The following is a 21,235-nucleotide window of genomic DNA, read 5'->3' on the forward strand; positions in this document are numbered from 1 at the left end:
ATGGCCGAATCCGTCAGCGCTCAGGCACCCGCTTCTTCACGCATAGAGTCCGTCGACATGGTGCGGGGCATTGCCATCGTGCTCATGATCGTGGGGCACAGCTACGACTATCTCTCCTACGAAGCGGCCGCGGTCATGGGTTCGGCCTCGCCGCTCCCGCTGGCCATGCTGAACATCGATGCGACCACGGTCTTCATTTTCTTCAATCGTTGGTTCACGCACAGCGGGGCGCCCATTTTTCTGTTTCTGGCCGGTGTTGGTGCCTATCTGTGGAGCTACAAGGGCGGGGTCAAAAGATCGTTGGGCAGCTTCCTGATCCCCAGAGGATTGCTGTTGATTGCGCTGCAGTTGGTGAGGACTGTCATGCAGTTACTCACTTCGGAGTATGCGGCGTCTCTTGATGTGCTTTGGAGTATCGGGATGTCCATGATACTGCTATCATTTTTTTCAAATCTTCCCCGCAACGTGCTTGTTTTTCTGAGCATTGCGATTCTGGTCGGACATGGACTTCCCGCCGTGTTTGGATTCAATGGCGAAGAGTATGTTCTTTGGCGGGTCTTTATGACTGCCGATATTTTTGAATTTATTGGTGGAACATCGATATTTAATCGGTTTCCAGTCATTCCATGGTTTGGAATGATGCTTTTAGGTTATGCGACAGGCCATTTGTTTCACTTGCCCCCTAAGGAAAGAAGAAATGTGTTCCTGTTCCTGGGGTTGTCCCTTTTTTTTGTGTTCCTGGTGCTGCGCGGTGCAAATGTCTACGGGTATCAGTCTGTATGGCAGGAATATCCTGAAACATGGAAGACGGTGGCATCCTTTGTAAATATTTTGAAATACCCGCCTTCCTTGTATTTTTCCCTTGTAACGCTCGGGACAATTTTTTTGTTTTTGTTTTTGATTGATTATTTTTCGTTGAGATGTCTTTTTTTGATAACCATTGGGTCGACATCTCTTTTTATATATATAGTACATCTTCCTTTATGTAAGATTATCGCTGTTGGATTGTCGACAATTTTAAATTACATGTATTGGCCAATATCAAAGAATATTTATTTTAGCTTGACTTCAAGTCATTTTATAGCGCTTATTGCACTTATTTGTATTTATCCAATAAGCAAATACTATTTGAATATTAAGCGTAAGTATAAGCGATTTAGAATTATTAGCTACTTATAGGTGATGATTAACTTTGTTTGAGTTCTCCTTTTCAATTTAAGAGGCTGTATGCATACAATCGTAATTTTTATAATAGTTCTTGTAGTGATGGCTCGCATGCCGGAATTATTCACTTTTCTGATTCCTCTGCATCTTGGAAAAGTTGCGTTTGCATTGGGCTTTCTTTCTTTGTTTTTCCTGCCGAAAGGACTTTTGGGAAAACTGAAGAACAGTGTGCCGTTTGCACACTTTCTGTTCCTGCTGTTCATCATGGCAATGGCGAGCGTTCCTTTCAGCGTCTGGGGTACCGGGGCTTTGAACAGCCTGCTCTCTTTCAGCAGAATCCTCTTTTTTGCTGGCTGTCTGGCGCTGCTTTCAGCAGCCGGGCGGCTGGATCAATACAGGGCGGCGCTCATTTACGGCGTCTCTTTGCTGGCTGCGGTAATGATCATGAGCACGGGCGCCGGAAGGATGTCCGCCGGCTTTACGTACGACCCGAACGACATCGCACTCCTGTTTGTCACGTTCATGCCTGTTGTTCTGGCCGAGGCCATGAACGGGAACATGATCCGGCGCGGTTTCTATCTGGGGCTGGGCGCCATGGTCCTGCTCGGACTTGTCCTGACCGGTTCGCGCGGTGCGATCGTCGCGATTGGCGTTCAGGCCCTGTATTTCGTCCTGACCGCCAAAAAGTTCAGGCTCCTGGCCATCGGGCTTGTCTGTGCGGCCGGTCTGGTTGTGGTGGCGACCGCCGAGCAGTCGTTGTGGGATCGTTTTGCGAGCCTGACCGCGGAGGGTGAGGCCGCCGATTACAATCTTGAGGGCAGGTCCGGCCGCGTGCAGATTTGGAAAAACGGCCTGAAGATCGTGGCCGACAATCCGGTGCTTGGGGTGGGTATCGGGATGTTCGGAACGGCGCACTTTCTGCTTGATGGCAAGATCGGGCTCACAGCGCACAATACCTATCTTCAGTTTGCCGCGGAACTCGGAATCCCCGGGTTCATCCTGTATCTGGCCATGCTTTGCAGCGCCTGGCAGATGATCACGAGGCACGTCGAGGAGGATGAACACGCCGGCGCGCGTGCCCGCTGGATTGCCTTGAAGGTCGGGATTGTCGGCTTTGGGACGGCGAGCTTCTTCATTTCTGCGGGGTATTCTTCGACGCTGTACTATCTGCTCGGCTTGGCCGCGGTCATGCATTTCCATCATGTCGAATCAAGCGGCGCGCCTGTTCCGCAAAAAGCCCGCTCGAGCGTTCAGCTCAGGTATCCTCCGCAGAGTGCGCTGCAGGTGCGGCAGCAGAAGGTGCGCCTGTGAGAATGGTGCAGTATCTCGTACGCAACTCCACGTTGCGCCTGGTGTCCTTCGGGGTGGGGATAGTCTTTGCCCTGTTTGTGACGCCGGTCATAATAAATGCCATAGGCCAGGCCGCCTACGGTGTCTGGGCGTTGATCAGCGCCACAGTGGCCAACTATCTGCTGCTTGATTTCGGGCTTTCCCAGGCTGTTTCAAAATTTGTGGCAGCTGCCATTGCCCGAGAAGATCAGAAGGAAATAAATCGCATTTGTTCCACCGGGATTGCGTTGAACATCGTATCATGCCTTTTGTCACTCGTTATTACTATTGCACTGCTTTATTTAGGCAGGGATCATATTCCGCAGGGAACTGATTTCGCACAAGTTCAGACGTATTTCGCCATCTACGCGGGCACATTTTCCCTGCTTTTTCTTTTTCGAACCTGGAACGGGGTGCTGGCGGCCGAGATGCGCTGGACCCTTCTGGCTCTTATTTCCATGGTCAAGAACGTGGTTGTGAGTCTTTCGGTTCTGATCTGGATTTCAGGGGAAAACGGTCTGCTTTTTCTGTCCGTCGTCAACGGAGCGGGTTTTCTTTTTGAAGGGATTGTCTACTGGATTTTCGCCCGGCGCGGCTTTTCGGCCAGCATCAGGTTCAGGCATGTCGATTGGCGACTTGGAGGAGAACTTTTCCGATTCGGGCTGACCTCCCTGGTGGCCCAGTTGGGACAGGCCATGCGCTTCAGGTCGCAGCCATACATCATCGTCAAAACCATCGGCGCGGAAGGAGTTGCGGTGTTCTCGATCGCAACACAGCTGATAACCTATTTCACCAATCTTATTCGCAGCGCCTTTGGCATATTCATTCCCCACTTCAGCCGTCTTCAGGCCAAGCATGATCACGATGGGATTCGGCAATCCATGCTGGGCGCGCTGTGGCTCAGTTATCGGGTTTCGGCCTATGTAGGGCTTTGTCTTGTTTTTTACGGGGGAGAGTTTGTCGATCTGTGGCTTGGTCCCGAGTTTCGGGACGTACAGCTTGTTCTTGTGCCCATGGCGCTTGGCTCAATATTTTCCACAAGCATAATTCCCGCACAAGAATTTCTCATGGGCATTTCCCAACATAGAATAACGGCTATATGCAATATAGGCGAGGGAATATGCGTTGTCTTGGCTTCAATGTTTTCCATGATGTACTGGGGAATTATCGGTGTTGGGTGGTCTTTTTTTTTCTGCGCGTTTATTTTTCGCGCATATCTTTTGCCTTATTATGCGTTTCGTCAAGCTGGGTTGCCTTTTTTAAATTATTTACAGTTGATCGGATGCGTTGCGCTGACGCATGTATTGCCTCAATGGATTTTCTGGATTTTGGTCAGGGATTACATGGGAACGGGATATCTCTCCTTGTTTGCAATGTCGGTCATGCAGGGATTGGTAGTCATTGTGGTGCAATACGGGCTCTTTCGTCTGGATCGCAGACTGGTCGGGTTCGGGGACGCGGCGCGAACATGAAGCGCATATCCTTGGCGGTCCCGCCTCCATCATTTGAGAGCGCATGGAGTTCCGTATGATCAAGGACAGGGATTTTCTGGTTTTTTCCGACGACTGGGGGCGGCATCCGTTCAGTTGTCAGCACATCATGCAGCATTTTCTGCCCTGCAACAGGGTGCTGTGGGTTAACACCATAGGCATGCGTCTGCCCCGCCTCTGTCTTTATGATGTGAAAAGGGCTGCCGGAAAAATCTCGTCTTGGACTTCAAATCCGCCGCAAGAAAGTCTTCCGGATAATCTGCGTGTTGTTTCGCCGGTCATGGTTCCTTTCAGTAACGTGTATCCTGTTCGAAATTTCAATAAATGGAGTGTAGTCCGTTCAGTCAAAAAAGCCATGGCTGAATGGGGTATGCATGATCCAATATTTTTTGCGACGGTTCCAAATGCTTCTGAGTATATTGGATACTTTGATGAGTGTCTTGTTTCGTATTATTGCGTTGATGATTTTACAGTATGGCCTGGTATGAATTTGCCGGACTTGGTTATGGAATTTGAAAAGAGGCTTTTGGAAGAAGCTGATATTGTCATGGCTGTTTCTGATGAACTTTATTCGACAAAAAAAAGTGTTAACAATAGTACGCTCCTGTTAACGCATGGTGTTGATGTCGATCATTTTTTCACGAAAACAGTTAAGCGGCAACGGGTACTTTCTTTGGCCGATATTCCTGGTCCCATAATTGGCTTCTACGGACTTATTGACTCTCATCTGGATCTGGAAATCATTCGCATGCTGCTCGATTGGCGTCTTGATTGGACTGTAGTGCTCATTGGTACAAAACGTATCGATCTTGGCACACTGGAATCGAGACCGAATTTTCGTTGGTTGCCTGCCGTGCCCTATGAGGATTTGCCGCAATACGCTTCGGCCTTTGATGTGGCCATAATTCCCTACGTGGTGAATCAGCACACGAATACTGCAAATCCCCTGAAGCTAAGAGAGTACCTGGCGACCGGCAAGCCGGTTGTGACCACGGCCATGGCGGAAGTTTTCCGTTTTAAGGAGCACCTGCGTATTGCGGCCAGTCCGGAAGATTTTGCGAGTGAAGTGGACAAGGCGTTGTCTGATGTTGTGGACCCTGTGGCCAGGCTTGCCTGTTTGAAAGGGGATGCGTGGACGGACAAGGCGCAGATGGTCTCCGACTGGATTGAAGAGGCTCTTTTGACAAAATCTCAAGCCGGGTTGGGCGTCAAATGAGACCCCGCATATTCATCAGTTTGGCCACCTCCAATTTGGGCGGGCCGGGAAAGGGATTGCTTCAATTTCTGAGATCGGGGGGTTTTGAGCTTTGTGATCCTGTCATCGCGGATTTTGTCGCCGAGTCAGGTTCCGAATCGGAGTTTGCGCGAGTCATGCGGCTGTCGGGAGCCAATGTTGCCGAGCTTCGCCAGACTAAAAAATTTGATCTGGACTTGGTTGATCAGGCGCAGGGCATCGTAAAAAGTGAAGGCTGCCAAATATTGCAGTCGCACGGATATAAAAGTCACGTGCTGTGCGCTCTCTTAAGGAGGCGCATGCGGCTTCCGTGGATTGCTTTTGTTCACGGCTGGACTTCAGAAAACATGAAAATGCATTGTTATCGGATTGTTGAAATGGGCCTGGTGACTCTGGCAACACGAGTTGTCGCTGTTTCCGAAGCGCTGGGCAAACGACTGCCGGGAATCGCGCAACGCAAGATGACGATTATCCCCAACGCCGTAGATCCGGCTGAACGCAATGATTTCAGTGGGCGTGATGTACGGCAGGAATTGGGCATTCCCGGCGAGGCACTGGTTGTTGGGGTGGTTGGACGATTGAGCCCGGAGAAAGGGCAGATTTTTTTTCTTAAGGCCCTGGTTCAGACTCGCCGGAGCGTGCCCAATGCCGTGGGCGTTTTTTTGGGTGATGGCCAGGATCGGGCCATGTTGGAGGTCGAGGCCGCCAGACGTGGCCTCGCGGGTGCTGTTTTTTTTACGGGCCATGTTTCGGGCTTGGGCGATTATTACCGGGCCATGGACCTGGTGGCCATGCCTTCTTTGAGCGAGGGGATGCCCAATGTGGCCCTGGAAGCCATGATGTTCGCAAAGCCGGTGGTTGCGAGTCGGGTGGGCGGTGTGCCCGAGGTCGTGGTTGAAGGCGAGACGGGCTTCATGGTCAGGGCGGGTGATGCCGAGGCCTTGGCTTTGGCGCTCATTCGCATGCTGACATCGTCGAGCCGAATGCTGGCCATGGGGGAAGCGGGGAGGCGTCGCGTGCTTGAAAATTTTTCACCAACGGTCAGAGTGGATCGCTTGCTGGCGCTCTATAAGCAAATCCTCTTGGCACGAACTATTGAAGGAAAATAAAATGCGTAATTTTTCTGAATTCAAACTGGCGATCAGACGCCGTGAGACTCCATTTCATTCAAAGCTCTATGATATTGCAAAGAAATTTTATGGATTATCGGTGCCTGTAATCCCTGGAGTGCATAAATTTTTGTATAATGAATGGGCGTTTCGGACTTCAGTGTGGCATGATTTCTGGCGTGTCGTTTATTATGAGCCTATGTTCAAATCGATGTGCAAAGAGGTCGGTCCTGGCTTTAAGATGTATTATGGAGGAAATGGAATTACTCGTATTGGCGGGAATCTGAATATCTATATAGGATCAAATGTTACGATCTTCGATAATGTCAGCTTGGCAGGCCTCAAGATATTTGACGATCCTGAACTCAGGATTGGAGATAACACGTACATTTCACCACGATCCCGGTTCATGGTTGCCAAAAGTGTTGTCATTGGCAGCTGGAGCCTGATTGGATGCCGCATCGTCATGGATAACTCCGGACATCCCATCGCAAATGCAGCCGCCAGGATGTCTTCCGGAGGCGGAAGCCCTTCGCGGACGAGCGTCAAGCCGGTGAGCGTGGGCGATCTGTGTCTGCTTGGTGCCGGGAGCTGTCTTTATCCCGGCGCACGTCTTGGCGACGGGGTCGTGGCCAAGGTCGGCGCGCATGTGGCGGGCGAAATTCCTCCGTTCTGCCTTGTTGCGGGGAATCCGGGCCGCATTGTGGCTAAACTCCCCATTTCCGAAGAACTCAAAGAACATTTTGGGGAAGATCGATTCCGGATATGGAAAGAGCAACAGGGCGCAGTTGTCATATAGTATGAATTTTTCAGAATTATATTGGCCGCTTGCACACATAGTTATGGGTTGGTGACATATGGTAAAGAAGTTGTTCCATGCAGTTTTTCTTATTATCGCGATAATTCCGTATGTGATATATCGTATAGGATCTTTTGTTATAGGAAAAAGCGCTGCATTCATAAGCATGTCGCAGTTCTTGTCTCTTTTTCCAGGTTTTTTTGGTTCTTATATTCGCGGCGGATTTTATCATATTGCGATGAATGATTTTCCGCAAAGCTGTGCGGTTGGATTTCTGACGACGTTCTCGTCACCGGATATCACAATCGGCAACAACACGGACTTCAGCACGGGTGCCAATATAGGCAGATGCCATATCGGGGCGGACTGCATGATCGGAACCTACGTCATGATAACCGGCGGAAAGAACCAGCACCGCTTTGATTCCCGGGACATACCGATCCGGCTACAGGGTGGCGAGTTCCAGCCCATCACCATCGGGCGGGACTGTTGGGTCGGCAACGGTGCCATTATCATGGCCGACTTGGGCGAGGGCTGCGTCATCGCGGCCGGCAGCGTGGTGACCAAACCGGTTCCCCCGTACAGCATCGCTGCCGGCGTTCCCGCCAAGGTCATCGGAGAGCGCCCATGAAGCCCCATGTGATGCAGTGCATTGTCTCCCTGGCTCCCGGAGGGGCCGAGAGCCTGGCCTTGACCATTCTGGAGAAGGCGGACGTGCGAGGTTCGGTGTGCGGACTGGTGCGCGGCACCGGCGCGCTGATCCCGGCCATCGAGTCTCGGGGATTGCCCTGGCATGCGCTCTTGTCGAATTCCCCCCGCCGTTTTGCGGTCTGGAAGGCTCTTGCGGGCGTGCTGCGCCGTGAGAAGGTCGACGTGGCGCACGTACAGGCCGGCTACCTTCTTTCATTCGTGCTTCCTGCGGCGTTCATGGCCGGTGTGCGCGTCGTGTACACCGAGCACGCCAAGCACTCCCTCGAACAGCAGCCCATGCTGCGGCGCATGGTGCGCCTCTGCGCGCCGTTTCTGCACGCGGTCACCTGCGTCTCGGAGAATCTGAAGTCCTTCATGGTCGAGCGCGTAGGCATCAATGCACGCAGGATTCAGGTCATCCCTAACGGGGTGGATCTGGGTCGTTTCACGCGGGTTGAGCAAAGCCCTGATACGCGCGGGCTCTTGCCCGAGAACTGGGGCGGTCCGGATATCACGGTGTTCGGGAATGTGGCCCGGTTCAGCGAAGCCAAGGATCACCCCGGCCTACTGCGGGCCTTTGACGCGGTCCGGCGCAGATATCCCGGCGCCCGTCTCTTGCTGGTGGGCGATGGCGAGACCAGACCGGACATCGAAGCCCTGGTCGACGGGCTTGATCTTGGCGACTTTGTCCGGCTGACGGGCATGCGCCGGGACGTGCCAGCCCTGCTTGGCCTCATGGACGTCTTTGTCTTGTCCTCCATGCGCGAGGGCATGCCGATCTCGGTCCTGGAGGCCATGGCCGCTGGCTTGCCGGTGCTCTCCACCGACGTCGGCGGGATCGGCGAGGTGGTGCAGGACGGTGTGACGGCCAGGGTCGTAGCTCCTCTGGACGTTCCGGCCCTGGCGGGAGGGCTGGCGTGGATGCTTGAAAACCCTGCCGCGCGGGCGGAAATGGCGGCGCGAGGCAGGGCCCTGATTCATGGGCAATACGGGCATGAGCGGATGGTGGAGCGTTATTTCCAGCTGTATGCGGAGGCGGGGAGGCGATCATGGTAGGTCTGTTGCGCCAGGCAATGCACTCCCTGCGCGGAAGCAGACGCTATGCGCTGATGCGCGAAGGCATCGCCCTGCAACGGTTGCCTGAGGAGGAATTGCGGCGGTTGCAGTTGGCCAGGCTTGTCCGTCTGGTCCATCATGCCGCCGAAACAGTGCCGTTCTATCAGGAACTCTTCCGTGGGCGCGGCCTCAGGGCGAAGGATATCCGGACGTTTGAAGATTTTGCCGGCCTGCCGGTTCTTTCCAAGCAGGAGCTGCGCGACAGCCTCCCGCGCATGCTGTCCACCGAATCGGACGCATCACGCCGTGTGGACAACGCCACCGGAGGGTCCACTGGAGAACCTGTCAGATTTTATCAGGACATGGACGTGTTCGACGCCATGCAGGGCAGCTTCATGCTCGGGCTGTCGTTCGCTGGGTGGAAGCCCTCCGACATGATCGTCAACATCTGGGGCAATCCGAGGGACACGGGATCTGCACGGCCGTCAGTGAATCTGAAGCAATGGCTCTCCGGCTCCATGACCCTGAGCGCCTATCGCTACGGGCGCAGGGAGATGGACGACTGGCTTGAAGTCCTCGCGCGTTTTCGCAGGGTCTTCGTGTACGGCTATGTCTCCGTTCTCAGTGACTTGGCCGCGCACATTCAGGCCGGCGGATTCACGCCTTCGAGCGTGTGCGCGGTCATGACTTCGGCTGAAAAGCTCCATGACCATCAGCGCGCCCTCATCGAGCAAGCCTTTGGTTGCCGGGTTCACGACCAGTACGGGAGCAGGGAGGTGCCGTGCATCGCCGTGGAGTGCGAGCACGGAGGCATGCACCTGTTGACGCATTCGGCCTATGTCGAGTTCCTGCCCGAGGAGGGTTCGGAATTGAAGCGCCTGGTCGTGACCGGCCTCACCAATCGGACCATGCCGCTTCTGCGCTACGAGATCGGCGATTATGCGGCTCCGCTCTCCCAAAGCTGTCCCTGCGGCCGGGGCTTTCCTCTTGTCCGCATGGATATCGGCCGCATCTATGACTTCATGTTTGCCGCTGGTGGCGGCAAGGTTCACGGCGCGTATTTTGTCAAGATCATCAAAGGGATAGAAGGTGTTCTTTCATTTCAGTTCAGGCAGTCCGTCCCCGGAGAAGTGGAACTTTTCGTCAAATGCAAGGAGGGCATCAGTGAAACGTCCACGGAGCAGCTCAAGGCCTTGCCGCAAGGCGTCGCCAATGATCACGGGGGCGAAATCCGGCTGCGTGTCCGTTTTGTAGATGAAATTCCACGTACAATCGGTGGCAAACACAGGTATATCGTCTGTGAGGTGCAGTAATGTCCCGTCCTGCAACAAGTTCCGTCATGTTTCACACCGTGGGTGTGCCCGACGGGCGCTGGGCCTGGAGTTTTCTCACGGTTCCGTGGCAGCTCTTCGACGCCCAGCTTAGCGCGTTGCGGCGCTTCGGCTATCGGTCGGTTTTTCTGCGCGAGTACATGGATATCGCCCTGTCCGGACGCCTTGGCCAGGAGCGGGTTGTGTCCCTGACTTTTGACGACGGGTATCTGGATAATTGGGTCTTTGCAGCGCCGTTGCTCAAAAAACACGGTTTTTGCGCCACGATTTTCGTTTCAACCGATTTCGTCGATCCCGCGAGCGAACCACGGCCCCAGTTTGATCCGCTACGTCCGGACAGTGCCCGTTTGCCGGGCGCGGGCTTCCTGTCCTGGAGCGAGATGCGCGCCCTGGAACAGAGCGGGGTCATGGAGATCCAGTCCCACGGGATCACGCACACCTGGTATCCCGTCGGGCCGGGGATCGTGGATTTTCGCCACCCGGGCGATGCGCACTACTGGATGGACTGGAACGCGGCACCCGCCGACAAATGGCGCTATCTGAATTTCAAATCCGATCCCGGCGTCTGGGGCGAGCCGGTGTATGAGCATGTCAAATCCATGGACGGCCCGATTTTTCATCCCGATGCGCGCGTTGGGCAGGCGCTGCGCGAATTTACGGCCGCACAGGGTCGGTCGTTTTTCGAGCGGCCGGATTGGAGAGACGCATTGCACGCCAAGGCCGGTGAACTGGTAAATACCTATACGCAAAACGGGTTCGAGACGCATGACGAATTCATGCTGCGGGTGCGTCGTGAGCTTGCGGAGTCAAAAGCCATTCTTGAAGACAACCTGGGCAAGAAGATCGATTTCTTCTGCTGGCCAGGGGGCGGGTACACTGCGGAAGTGTTTGACGCGGCAGCCGAATATTATGCCGGCACCACCGTCGGGTCCCGCGAACGGCTCCGGCCGGCGGCACTGGATGCGCAGGGGTGCTTCCGCTTTTCCCGCGTGGGGCCTCCGGGGGTCGAGGGGCGCATGGGGTTTCGCTATCTCGGTCCATGGCTGCTGCCGCTGTTCCTGGAGGAGGTTCGGGGCGGAAACCGCTTGGCTCGGCTGCTACGGGGAGGAGGGAAACTCGCGGTCGAAAACTGGGAAAAAATGAAGATCGCCATGCTTGGGCGGGTGAGGAACGAATCATGTCACGAATAATCGCCGTGAGAAAGCTGGGCGGACGCGGAGCGTATGGCCTGTTGTTCTGGGCCGTGCTCGCCATCATGGGCATGTTCGCGCCGGCATCGTTTGCTGCGGTGAATACGGGCGTGTTCTCTCCGAGGGGGATTGGCGGCGGCGGCGGAATGTACATCATCTCCGTCTCTCCATACGACGAGGGGCTCATGTTCCTGGTCACCGACATGGGCGGGGCATACCGCTCGGAAGACGGCGGCGAGCGGTGGGAGCTGATTCATTACAGCCAAGGGTTTCGCTTCATGCAGTTCTCCACGCCCCCGGTGTTCTTCAATGATCGCATATATTGGCGCTCGGGGAAGAGCGCGCTGCGAGTCAGCATGGACAAGGGGTGCTCGTGGTCGAAGGTGACGGGCATGCCCTGGGAAAAGTCCGATATCCTGAATTTGACGGCTGTTCCCGGCTCGCCGGATGTTCTTCTCGTCAGCACGACTGGCGGACTGTGGCGCACCGAGGATGGCTGCGTGACCTGGAAAAAGGTTCTGGAAGGGCAAACCACCGAGACCGTCATCCTTGGCGAGGTCCTCTGTGCCATGGCGTCCCCGGATGGTGTGGCCCGAAGCCGGGACCGGGGCTTGACGTGGACAACGTCTCCAGTGGTCGTCGATGGGCGGACAATCACGGGGCATCCGGCCGTGGCGTTTGCGGGTGCGATGTCGGGAGAAGCTTCGCTCATGGTGGCCAGCCTGCAAAAGTTCGGTATCATCCGCTCTACGGATCAGGGTTCGACCTGGACTCTCGCTCATTCGCCGTATCGGGGTGAAAATCATCTTGTCATGGCGCCTGGGCAGACCACGGTCGCGTATGCCGCCCAGACCGGATCAAACGTCAACATCAATCTGCTGCGTTCCGTTGACGGAGGCCGAAGCTGGAGTCCGAGCTTCAGGATGGCCGACTTCGCCCGGAAATATGCCTGGAAGGCGAATGTGGCTCCCTCCTGGATTCAGGATTCCCTGAAATGGAGCTATCTGATCTCGCCCAAGGGCTTTGCCGTTAATCCTCGAAGACCCGATGAGGCATTTCTTGTCACGCAGGGCGAACTTTACCGCACACAGGACGGTGGAGAGTCATGGCATCCTCGCATGGCCCGGGAGGTCTTTCATGGTCAGGGCCCGCATGCGCTGCATTACGGGAGCATCGGGCTGGAGGTGACTAGCGCCTGGGGGTATCATTTCGACCCCCATCATCCTTCCAGGCACTACATCACCTATACGGACATCGGCTTCGCCAGATCGCCCGACAACGGGGCAAGCTGGCAATGGGCGGGCCAGGGGTCGCCCTGGAGAAACACGTTCTATGATCTGGCCATCGATCCGGATGTGCCGGATGTGCTCTATGCGGCGGTGAGCGCCCGGCACGACATTCCTCACCATTCCAATCTGTCGGTGACGAAATCGGGATATCGGGGGCATCAGGGCGGGGTGGTCAAATCAACGGACGGCGGCGTGAGCTGGCAGGTTCCTTACAGGCCGGGGAGTTCATCCGGGTTGCCCAAGCAGGTCTGCACCACCGTGGTTCTGGATCCCAAGTCGCCTCCTGGCCGGCGAACCCTTTATGCCGGTGTGTACGGGGAGGGCGATGATGACGACGCGGGAGTGTACAAGTCCGTTGACGGGGGAATTTCGTGGGCAAAAATCTCTCCGGGCCCGGGTATCGCGCCCAATCTGCACGTCTACAGGCTGCGCATGCATCCGGAGAGCGGGAATCTGTACTGTCTCATCACGGGGCTACGATCCAAGAAGGATTATTTCACGGCTCCGGGCGGCGTCTGGAAGTCGACGGATGGCGGCGGTACATGGACGTCGATCAGCAATGGGGTCGATCTTGTCTGGTGGGCCACGAACTTCGCTCTGGATCCTGAGGACGAGGATGTGATGTACGTCTCGGCCGGGTCCTCGGAAGGTCACTGGATGCAGGGGGGCATATACAAGACGGTCGATGGTGGGGGCTCCTGGGCGCATGTCCTGACCGATGAGATGATCCATGACGCGGGCGGAGGGGGCAGCTATGAGCAAACAATGGCTGTGGCCCTTCACCCTCAAGATTCCCGGCTGGTTTATGCCGGCACTTCCAGGAACGGCTTGCTCTTCAGTCAGGATGGCGGGGCGACATGGCGGCACTATGCCCAGTTTCCTGCCGCAACGGTGCAAAGCATCAATTTCGATCCTGCGGACATGACACGAATCATTGTCACGACCTTTGGACAGGGCGTGTTTGAAGGTCCGCATCTTCCGGAATGAGGGTGGATAAGACATGAGCTTGCATGAAAGAGCGGGACTGAAAATTGATGCATGTATAAAACGAGGTGCTTATGTCCTCATTTTTTAGCTGCTTTGGTAGCGATGAAGGATGCTTGAATCAGGATCATCTTTTTTCAGATATTGATGAAACGTTGAATCCTTGTCGGACGCGGACATTATCGAGTTTTATCGGCAAGAATTTTCGCATCAGAATTGGTCAAACTCCTTCTCCGGAAATGAAATATTCAACTTTCCTTGATAACTTGAAATGGAAAATATTCATAATAGGTGATATTGTTGATATCCCTGCAAACCATGTAGAAATAATAACTAAAGCGCTGAATAAAGAGTCATTTTATGAGCTTTCCAAATTTGAAGGTATGTACGGGATAATAGCTGTAAATAATACTAAAAATGATGTTTTTGTAGTTACAGACAGAAGAAGTCAATATTCCATATATTGGGGAATTGTTTCAGATAAATTGTACGTAGGTTCTGAAATGTCTTCGTTTTGTAAGCTGGATGCTTTTGATATCAACGAGAAGTGGATATGGGAGCTTTTGTATTATAACTTTCCTGTGTCAAACGTAAGTGTTTTAAAAGGTGTGACCAGAGCGTCTGCTGGAACCGTGATGAAATTTTCTTTGCACGGCCCGATTGAACATAAAACTTTTGAATATGCTCCGGAATTCAAGGTGCATACGCCTCTTCTCAAAAAGAAAAAAGCCTTGGAAACCGCCTTGGACGTCTTTTCGGAAAGATTTCCGCTTTATTACGAAGGCAAGGAAATGGCCTGTCCCATCACTGCCGGTTGGGATGCGAGGACGGTCCTGGCTTTCAAGCCGGATGGCGCACCCCTGACCACCTACACGTACGGGATTCCCGGTACATCGGATCTGCTTCGTGCGGCAAAAGTGGCTCGCAGGGCCGGAACGTTGCACAAGGAAGTTTTGTTCGATCAGGAATTCGTAAGCGGCTTGCCGCAGCTTATGTTGGATACGGTTTACGTGTCTTCCGGAACGCAAGGCGTGAAGCGGGCAACGTTGCTGCACGTGTATCGTTTGATAACCCAAAACGGGACGAAATATCCTCTTACGTTGAGCGGTGTTGCCTTGGGAGCGCTCCGGGGACATGCAGGGTGGCATCCTTTGACATCTCCGGATGTGTACAACCTCTTTGAAGGCAAATCGTCAAAATTTCAAAGCGGTGCATGGCGTGATATTTTTGAAGGAAATCTTGAATATTTTTCTGATCATATTGAAGAGACTAACTGTTTTCTTGAAAATAAATTTGGAAGTTTTACGTCGAGTGCGCATCATTTTTTATATAGTTTGTACATGATTGGAGCGAGATATTTCGGCGGTGAAATGAAAATTGCAGACAACTTCACCACGTGGCGTGTTCCTGCATATGATACAAAAATTATTGAGTATGGTTTTGCTTCGGAATTGAGCATGCTGAATTATTCCCAGTTCCTGCCCGAGCATACACGCGGATCACGCCGCGAAATGGTCATGCAATCCTATTTGTTGACCAAAAAAGCTCCGCATCTTGCAAAAATTCCCATTGTCAGTGCGCGGCCAGAATTTGTTTTGGCCGGAGGTTTTTTTCATTTCCTGTACCGTGCCTATCATAAAGTTTGCAATGCGTGGAACAAGGAGATGAATCATGTCCCGCTCGAAGATTGGGAGCAATGGCTCAACAAAGACTGTAAAACATGGATTGATGCTTTTTTTAAAACTTCTGAGCTTCAAATATCAAAATATGTTTCAGAAAAAAAATTGATGAAATTACTTGATGAAGACAAAAGCGGCCATATTTTCAGCAAGATTTTTACTATAGAGATAATTCTAAAACTCGTAAAAAATAGATGGGTAAAATTTTGGTAAGTGCTTAAATATTAAGTTTTTAAATTAGTTAGAGGTAGAAATGAGTGAAGTTAAGAAAGTTTTATGGACTGGAGGATGGGACTCGACATTTAGAGTGCTTTCTCTTGTTCTGATAGAAAAATGTCCAGTACAGACGTACTATATAATTGATCCTTTTCGATGGTCTCTTGTCCATGAGTTCAAGGCGATGAGCAACGTCAAGCGTCTTTTGACGCAGAGATACCCTGAGTTGAGCGCTCTTTTGTTGCCGACGCTTTATTTTGATAAAACCGATGTGGGAGAGAATTTGCATTTATCCGCATCTTATGAGGGGCTTAAAAACAGGCTCGGCGGGCAGTATGAGTGGTTATCCATTTGGGCGGACAGATTCGGGGTTTCAGAGATTGAGCTCGTTATTGAACGTTCAAATTCGGTTGTAGGCTGTCATTCTGTCATATCAAATTATTTATCAAAAGAGGAAAATGGGTCTCGTTGTATAGATCAAAAGTATAAAGGATCTCCAGTTTATGATCTTTTTCATCGTTTTGTTTTTTCTATAACAGATATTTATAAATTAGATATGCAAAAAATATCGAAAGAACATGATTTTTTTGATATACTGAGTTTGTCATGGTTTTGTCATCGTCCTACATTTTTTTCAAAGCCTTGCGGTTCATGTAATCCATGTAAAAATACATACGAAATAGGTCTTAAATATAGACTTGGTATGTATGGACAATTTATTTATAAACTGAATTTTTATTCAAATCCAAAAAATTATTTTGATAAGAATTCAAGAATATATTCTGTCGCAAAATTTATGAAAAATTCTTTTGTAAAGAAAGAATCCTCATGATTTTTTGTACTTAAATTATGTATTTTAATATGGAGATAATGTGGGACGCGCACTCATCACTTCGGCCAGTACTCGTGTTGCCTACTGCATCTGCAAGAATTTAAGCAGTCATGGTATCCAGGCGGTAATGGCGGATTCCGATCCGCTGGCCATGTCATTCTGGTCCCGTCATGCCGCCGGCAGGCATGTTTACGCCTCGCCCTTTCTGGATGAGGCCCGCTTTGTCGAAGACCTCCTCCGGATCATCGACAGGGAGAGTATCGACGTCCTTGTCCCTGTTCTGGAAGAAACTTATTTCGTGGCCCGCCATCGCGCTGTCCTTGCCCCCCATGTGCGCATCTTCATGTCCGAATACGAGAAACTCATCAGCCTCCATGACAAGCGCTCTCTCAAAAGCATTGCGGATCGTCTCGGGGTGCGCATGCCCATGACCGTGGAGTTGGAAGACGCGCTGGCCCTGGGCTTGCCGTCTGACTTTCATTTCCCTGCCGTCCTCAAGCCCAAGCAGGGCGGGGGGGGATGGTCGGTGATGGAGGTGGCCGACATGCCCGTCCTCCGAGTCTTGGCTGAACAGCCTGAGTTGCTGCCGGATCGATACCTTGTTCAGGAGAAAATCCACGGTCCCATTGCAGGAGTGGCCATGCTTTACAAAGACGGGCGTCTCGTCGCCTCGGATTCGTACTGGACCGTACAGACCTATCCTCATCCGTATGGTCAGCCAACAGTGCGTGTCAGCCGCGATTTTCCCGCAGCGACGGCGGCGCTGAAGACCATTCTGGACGATTTGCGATGGACCGGGCCGTGCCAGGCGGACTTCCTGCATGACGAGGTCAGGAACGAGAGTTTTCTCATCGACGTCAATCCGCGTTTTTGGGGGTCAGTCGGACAGAGCATCGCCCGGGGCATTGATTTTCCCTACTACTATTACAAATGCGCCATGGATGAGAATGATTTCAGTGCGCCCCTTGACCCGCCGGAGGTGGCAACGAGGTGGCTGGGCGGAGACATGATGCGCAAGGCTTGCGGATTATTGGCCAGGCCGAACGTCGAGCGGCCGGATGCGGAGTTTTCCAGATTCGCGGCCATGGATGATTTTGAGCTGCGGGATCCTTTTCCCCTGGCGGGCTGGGTTGCCTGCCAGGCCGTACGCAAGGTGCGCAGCCTTGTCGGACGGGGCGCGCACCGCGAGGCCCTGGACGGGGTTTGGGAATAGGTCGGGTCCTTTGGAATGTGAACATCTGATGGGGGAACTGGATGGAACTTTTGAAGAATCAAAAAAATCTGATCATCTGGGGTGTTTTCCTGATCGTGGCGGTCGGGGTCGTCTATTGGCCGATTGTCGTCCCAATGGTCAGGCAGTGGGCTGCCGACGACAATTATTCGCACGGCTTTCTCGTGCCCTTCATCGCCGGGTATCTGGCCTACATGCGTCGGGAAGAGCTCCTGGAGGCGGAGGTCAGGCCTGCCGAGTCCGGCCTGGGTCTCGTCTTCTTCGGGCTGGGCATGCTTCTTTTCGGCTGGCTGGGTACGGAATATTACACCATGCGCGCCTCGCTGGTGATCATCATCGCGGGTTCGGTGCTCTATATCCTGGGATGGAGGATTTTCAGTATTCTTCTTGCACCGTTGGCCTATCTGCTGCTCATGATTCCGATCCCCTACATTATCTACGACGCAGCCGCCTTTCCGCTGAAGCTCTTTGTGACCAAGGTTTCGGTCCTGGCCTTGAAAGCCATGGGCATCGTCATCTGGCAGGAAGGCAACATCCTCATGTTCCCGAATATCACCCTTGAAGTGGCAGATGCATGCAGCGGGCTGCGTTCCATCATGTCCCTTCTGGCCCTGGGCACGGCATACGCCTTCGTGCTGCACACTTCGGTCCGGGACCGGGTGGTGCTCATCGGTTCCACGCTGCCCATCGCGGTCTTCACCAATTGCCTGCGGGTCATCGTCACGGGGGGACTGGCCCAGTATTTCGGGGCGGCTGCAGCCGAGGGATTTTTTCACGAATTTGCCGGAGTTTTCGTTTTTTTCGCTGCTGTGGTCATGTTCTTGGTCCTGGGCGCGGCACTCAAGAGGTGGTCATGAACATTCGCTTCCGTTTTATTTTCATCATTCTTTTCTTGGCCGGGGCCGGAACATACATGGGTCTTCACCGCGATCTCGAAGTGCCGCTGGCTCGTCCCTTCGGGGATTTCCCGATCAGCCATGCGGGCTGGCGCATGATCGGACAGGCAAGCCTTGGCGAAAACATCATCAAGGTGCTCATGCCGACGGACTACCTTTCCCGGCGCTATGCCAGGGAGGACGGATCGAGCGTGGACATGTACCTGAGTTTTTTTGACGGTGGTCCCGATTCCGGGCGGATTCACTCGCCCAAGCATTGCCTGCCGGGCGGGGGCTGGACGGAAATGTCCTCTAGGCACGCCACGTTGGAGCTGGGCGCGGAGACGGTCAACCTGGTCCAGGCCGTATACGCCATGGGTAACAACCGCGAGACCATCTACTACTGGTTCTCCATGCGCGGCAGGACCATGCCAGACGAGTTCTCCCTGAAACTTGCCGAGATAACGGGCTCCATGTTCCACCGCCGCCGGGATCAGAGCTTCATGAGAATTTCCGTGCAGGGGGGGGGCAGTCAGGAAGCGGCGGAGAAACAGATCGAAGACTTTTTGCGGGATTTCTATCCGCTCATTCGCGATTTTTTGCCAAGCTAGGGACTTGAGGGGGGCTTATGTACACGGACATGTCGAGTTTTGTCGTACGCGGTATTTCATGCCGCCTGTCCGCTGCGCTCCTGCTTCTCCTGTGCGCGCTTATTTTCTGCCGGGGGCTGGCATTTGCCAAGGCCTCGGATGACATCTCGCCCTCGCAGGTCCTCGTTCTCTACAATGCGGATTGGCGGGCACGGCATCCTCTGATCCCCTCGGCACAGGATTCCCTGGCAGTCGCCGAGCATTATGCGCGGATGCATACCGACCCCGTCACCGGGGAGCGGCCCTATCTGCTGGGATTGACAGGTGCGCGGTCGTCAAAAAGCCTCCTTGCGGGCGATCACTTGCAGGAACGCAGCCACGACAACAGTTGCGGGGTCGTGTATCAGCCCCGTGATTCGAAACGCCCAGTTCCCGCCTGCGAGATGCGGGACAGCCGCATGGTGGAGGTGGCGCTGCCCAGGTCCAAGGTTCCGTGGGACCTAGGTACGTTAAGGCTTGAGATCGAGTCTGACGACAGCTCAAGCCGCACACGCCTCGTGCTGGTCGAGAATGGTTTGAGCCTTTACCCCGACAAGGTGCGGGTACGGCATGGCGAGGATTGGCAGATCAGGGCTCTGGGCGGACTCATCTTGCCGGGGTCGTTTACGGCCAGAGCCCGGTGCGGGAATGTTCAGGGCGATGTCCATGAGTGGAGCGCCGAATACAAGGACATTCGTCAGGCGTCCTGGAGTTCCACCGGTCTCGACGGAATTCGCGACGATCAGAATTATCTGGATTTTGTGGAAGCCCCGATCAAGGCGTTTCTGGAAGACCCTTCCAATGCCAGGCCTGACGGGACGCTGCTGAAAGATCATGTTCTGTACATTGTCGTTTGTCATGGGCTACCCCGAACCGTTTCGGCTCCTTACGGCATTGCCACCGGGGTCGGTCTGCAGTTGCGCGATTACGGCTCGGAGATTGATTTTTGTCAGAGGCTTCAGCTCATGTACTACGATTTCAAAAGCCTGCACCTAAGTGAGGTCCAGCCGATGCGCTTTGCCCCGGTTTCGTCTTCAAAGCCAAATGCATTCGCGAACATTTTGCTCCGCACGCGAATGTCCATGCCCCTCGAGGGAGTGGATGCAAATCCGTTCGTGCATCCGGCGGCCTACCGCAAAGGCGGGAACAAGGCAGGGCTGGGTTCGCCCCGGTTTACCTCCGCGCTACGGGCCCTGCGCCCGGATCGTCATCTTTTTTTCGCCATGCGCATCGACGGGCAAACACCCCTTGAAGCCATGGAACTGGTGGACAGGGGCGTCTATGCCTCCAGATATGCCGGCCCGGAGCTGGGCGTACTTCCGGATATCCCTCTCCGTAAGGCTCCGGAACGCGTTGGAGAGATCGGCGATCGGACTCCGGCCAAGCCGTTCTGGGACCTGGGATACAGGCATCTGTTCCAACACCCCAAAGGCAGGGTCCGGCTGGATCTTTTCCGGCTGGCCCCTGATTGCGGTTTTTTCAACTCCGGTCCCGTGTTTCTTCCCGGAGGGATTGCGGCCTTTGTGCAGTCGAACCAGGGCTGGAACGTGAAGAATTCAAGATTTCACGAGTTCCTGAGGCAAGGAGTGACGGTCACGGCCGGGGCGGCTCGCGTTGACCCGCGCAAGACGCCCCACATACACAGCCACAGTTTCTGGGACGAAGCGGTGTTTTATCCGGCCCTGCGTGAAGGCCGCCCTGTTGGTGAAATTTTGCTTGGCAATCAGGTCCACATGGGCTGGATCACCAGCTTTGTTGGCGACCCCCTGTACCGTTTGCCTTTGGTGCCGCAAAAGCCGGGCGGGCTGAACGGTCTGACGTGGGAAAAAAACGTGCGCGTGGCACCTGTCCGGGATGCGGAGCGCGGCAGGGGCTATCTGGTCATGGCTGATTTGGGATCGAGCGCCCATGAGCCCCGCCTGGCACAGATGCGCCTTGGCCGCATCGCAGCCGAGGGAGACGGGGCGAAGCATGTCTTCGAACGCTTCGCCTCAAGACCCTGTATCTTCGTCCCCAAGCGGGAAGTTCGCAAGAGAGATCCGTGGCGGCTGGAATTGATGGATCCTTTCGGCAATACGGCAACGCTTGCAGGCACGCTGGAGTAGATC

At 53.9% G+C, this 21,235-nt stretch carries 16 protein-coding genes; all 16 read left to right on the top strand.

All coding sequences use genetic code 11. From position 1 onward, the window contains the following. Nucleotides 1-1,179 carry a hypothetical protein gene (locus CVU60_07960; GenBank protein PKN42144.1) on the top strand — a complete coding sequence of 393 codons (1,179 nt, stop codon included), beginning with the start codon at nucleotides 1-3 and terminating at the stop codon, nucleotides 1,177-1,179. Nucleotides 1,180-1,227: 48 nt separating this feature from the next. Then, nucleotides 1,228-2,475: a hypothetical protein gene (locus CVU60_07965; GenBank protein ID PKN42145.1), complete on the top strand. Its 1,248-nt coding sequence runs from the start codon at nucleotides 1,228-1,230 to the stop codon at nucleotides 2,473-2,475. A 2-nt stretch (nucleotides 2,476-2,477) separates the two neighbouring features. Further along, complete coding sequence (locus tag CVU60_07970) at nucleotides 2,478-3,965, top strand: polysaccharide biosynthesis protein (protein PKN42146.1); 1,488 nt, start codon at nucleotides 2,478-2,480, stop codon at nucleotides 3,963-3,965. Between the two features lie 55 nt (nucleotides 3,966-4,020). Further along, on the top strand, nucleotides 4,021-5,199 hold the full coding sequence (locus CVU60_07975) for a glycosyltransferase family 1 protein (GenBank protein ID PKN42147.1): 1,179 nt from the start codon (nucleotides 4,021-4,023) through the stop codon (nucleotides 5,197-5,199). After that, nucleotides 5,196-6,326 carry a glycosyltransferase family 1 protein gene (locus CVU60_07980; protein PKN42148.1) on the top strand — a complete coding sequence of 377 codons (1,131 nt, stop codon included), beginning with the start codon at nucleotides 5,196-5,198 and terminating at the stop codon, nucleotides 6,324-6,326. Before CVU60_07975 ends, CVU60_07980 begins: the two co-directional genes overlap by 4 nt. Nucleotide 6,327: 1 nt before the next feature. After that, nucleotides 6,328-7,125, top strand: a complete 798-nt coding sequence (locus tag CVU60_07985) for an acetyltransferase (protein ID PKN42149.1) — start codon at nucleotides 6,328-6,330, stop codon at nucleotides 7,123-7,125. A gap of 58 nt (nucleotides 7,126-7,183) precedes the next feature. Further along, nucleotides 7,184-7,756 carry a transferase gene (locus CVU60_07990; GenBank protein PKN42150.1) on the top strand — a complete coding sequence of 191 codons (573 nt, stop codon included), beginning with the start codon at nucleotides 7,184-7,186 and terminating at the stop codon, nucleotides 7,754-7,756. Next, a complete protein-coding gene (locus CVU60_07995; protein PKN42151.1) occupies nucleotides 7,753-8,871 on the top strand; it encodes a glycosyl transferase family 1 in 1,119 nt (372 codons plus the stop codon). Before CVU60_07990 ends, CVU60_07995 begins: the two co-directional genes overlap by 4 nt. Further along, entirely contained in the window at nucleotides 8,865-10,184 is a 1,320-nt protein-coding gene (locus tag CVU60_08000; GenBank protein ID PKN42152.1) for a hypothetical protein, read from the top strand. The genes CVU60_07995 and CVU60_08000 overlap by 7 nt, the downstream gene beginning before the upstream one ends. After that, complete coding sequence (locus tag CVU60_08005) at nucleotides 10,184-11,392, top strand: hypothetical protein (GenBank protein ID PKN42153.1); 1,209 nt, start codon at nucleotides 10,184-10,186, stop codon at nucleotides 11,390-11,392. The genes CVU60_08000 and CVU60_08005 overlap by 1 nt, the downstream gene beginning before the upstream one ends. Continuing rightward, the gene (locus tag CVU60_08010) at nucleotides 11,380-13,668 is read left to right on the top strand and encodes a hypothetical protein (GenBank protein ID PKN42154.1); all 2,289 of its coding nucleotides are present in this window, start codon (nucleotides 11,380-11,382) and stop codon (nucleotides 13,666-13,668) included. The genes CVU60_08005 and CVU60_08010 overlap by 13 nt, the downstream gene beginning before the upstream one ends. A gap of 236 nt (nucleotides 13,669-13,904) precedes the next feature. Next, nucleotides 13,905-15,557 carry a hypothetical protein gene (locus CVU60_08015; GenBank protein ID PKN42155.1) on the top strand — a complete coding sequence of 551 codons (1,653 nt, stop codon included), beginning with the start codon at nucleotides 13,905-13,907 and terminating at the stop codon, nucleotides 15,555-15,557. A gap of 875 nt (nucleotides 15,558-16,432) precedes the next feature. Next, nucleotides 16,433-17,605 carry a hypothetical protein gene (locus tag CVU60_08020; protein PKN42156.1) on the top strand — a complete coding sequence of 391 codons (1,173 nt, stop codon included), beginning with the start codon at nucleotides 16,433-16,435 and terminating at the stop codon, nucleotides 17,603-17,605. A gap of 41 nt (nucleotides 17,606-17,646) precedes the next feature. Beyond that, the gene (locus CVU60_08025) at nucleotides 17,647-18,480 is read left to right on the top strand and encodes an exosortase (protein ID PKN42157.1); all 834 of its coding nucleotides are present in this window, start codon (nucleotides 17,647-17,649) and stop codon (nucleotides 18,478-18,480) included. Beyond that, nucleotides 18,477-19,109: an EpsI family protein gene (epsI, locus tag CVU60_08030; GenBank protein PKN42158.1), complete on the top strand. Its 633-nt coding sequence runs from the start codon at nucleotides 18,477-18,479 to the stop codon at nucleotides 19,107-19,109. Before CVU60_08025 ends, epsI begins: the two co-directional genes overlap by 4 nt. A gap of 17 nt (nucleotides 19,110-19,126) precedes the next feature. Next, entirely contained in the window at nucleotides 19,127-21,232 is a 2,106-nt protein-coding gene (locus CVU60_08035) for a hypothetical protein (GenBank protein ID PKN42159.1), read from the top strand. Nucleotides 21,233-21,235 lie beyond the last annotated feature (3 nt).

The organism is Deltaproteobacteria bacterium HGW-Deltaproteobacteria-18, assembly GCA_002841885.1.
GTDB lineage: Bacteria > Desulfobacterota > Desulfovibrionia > Desulfovibrionales > Desulfomicrobiaceae > Desulfomicrobium.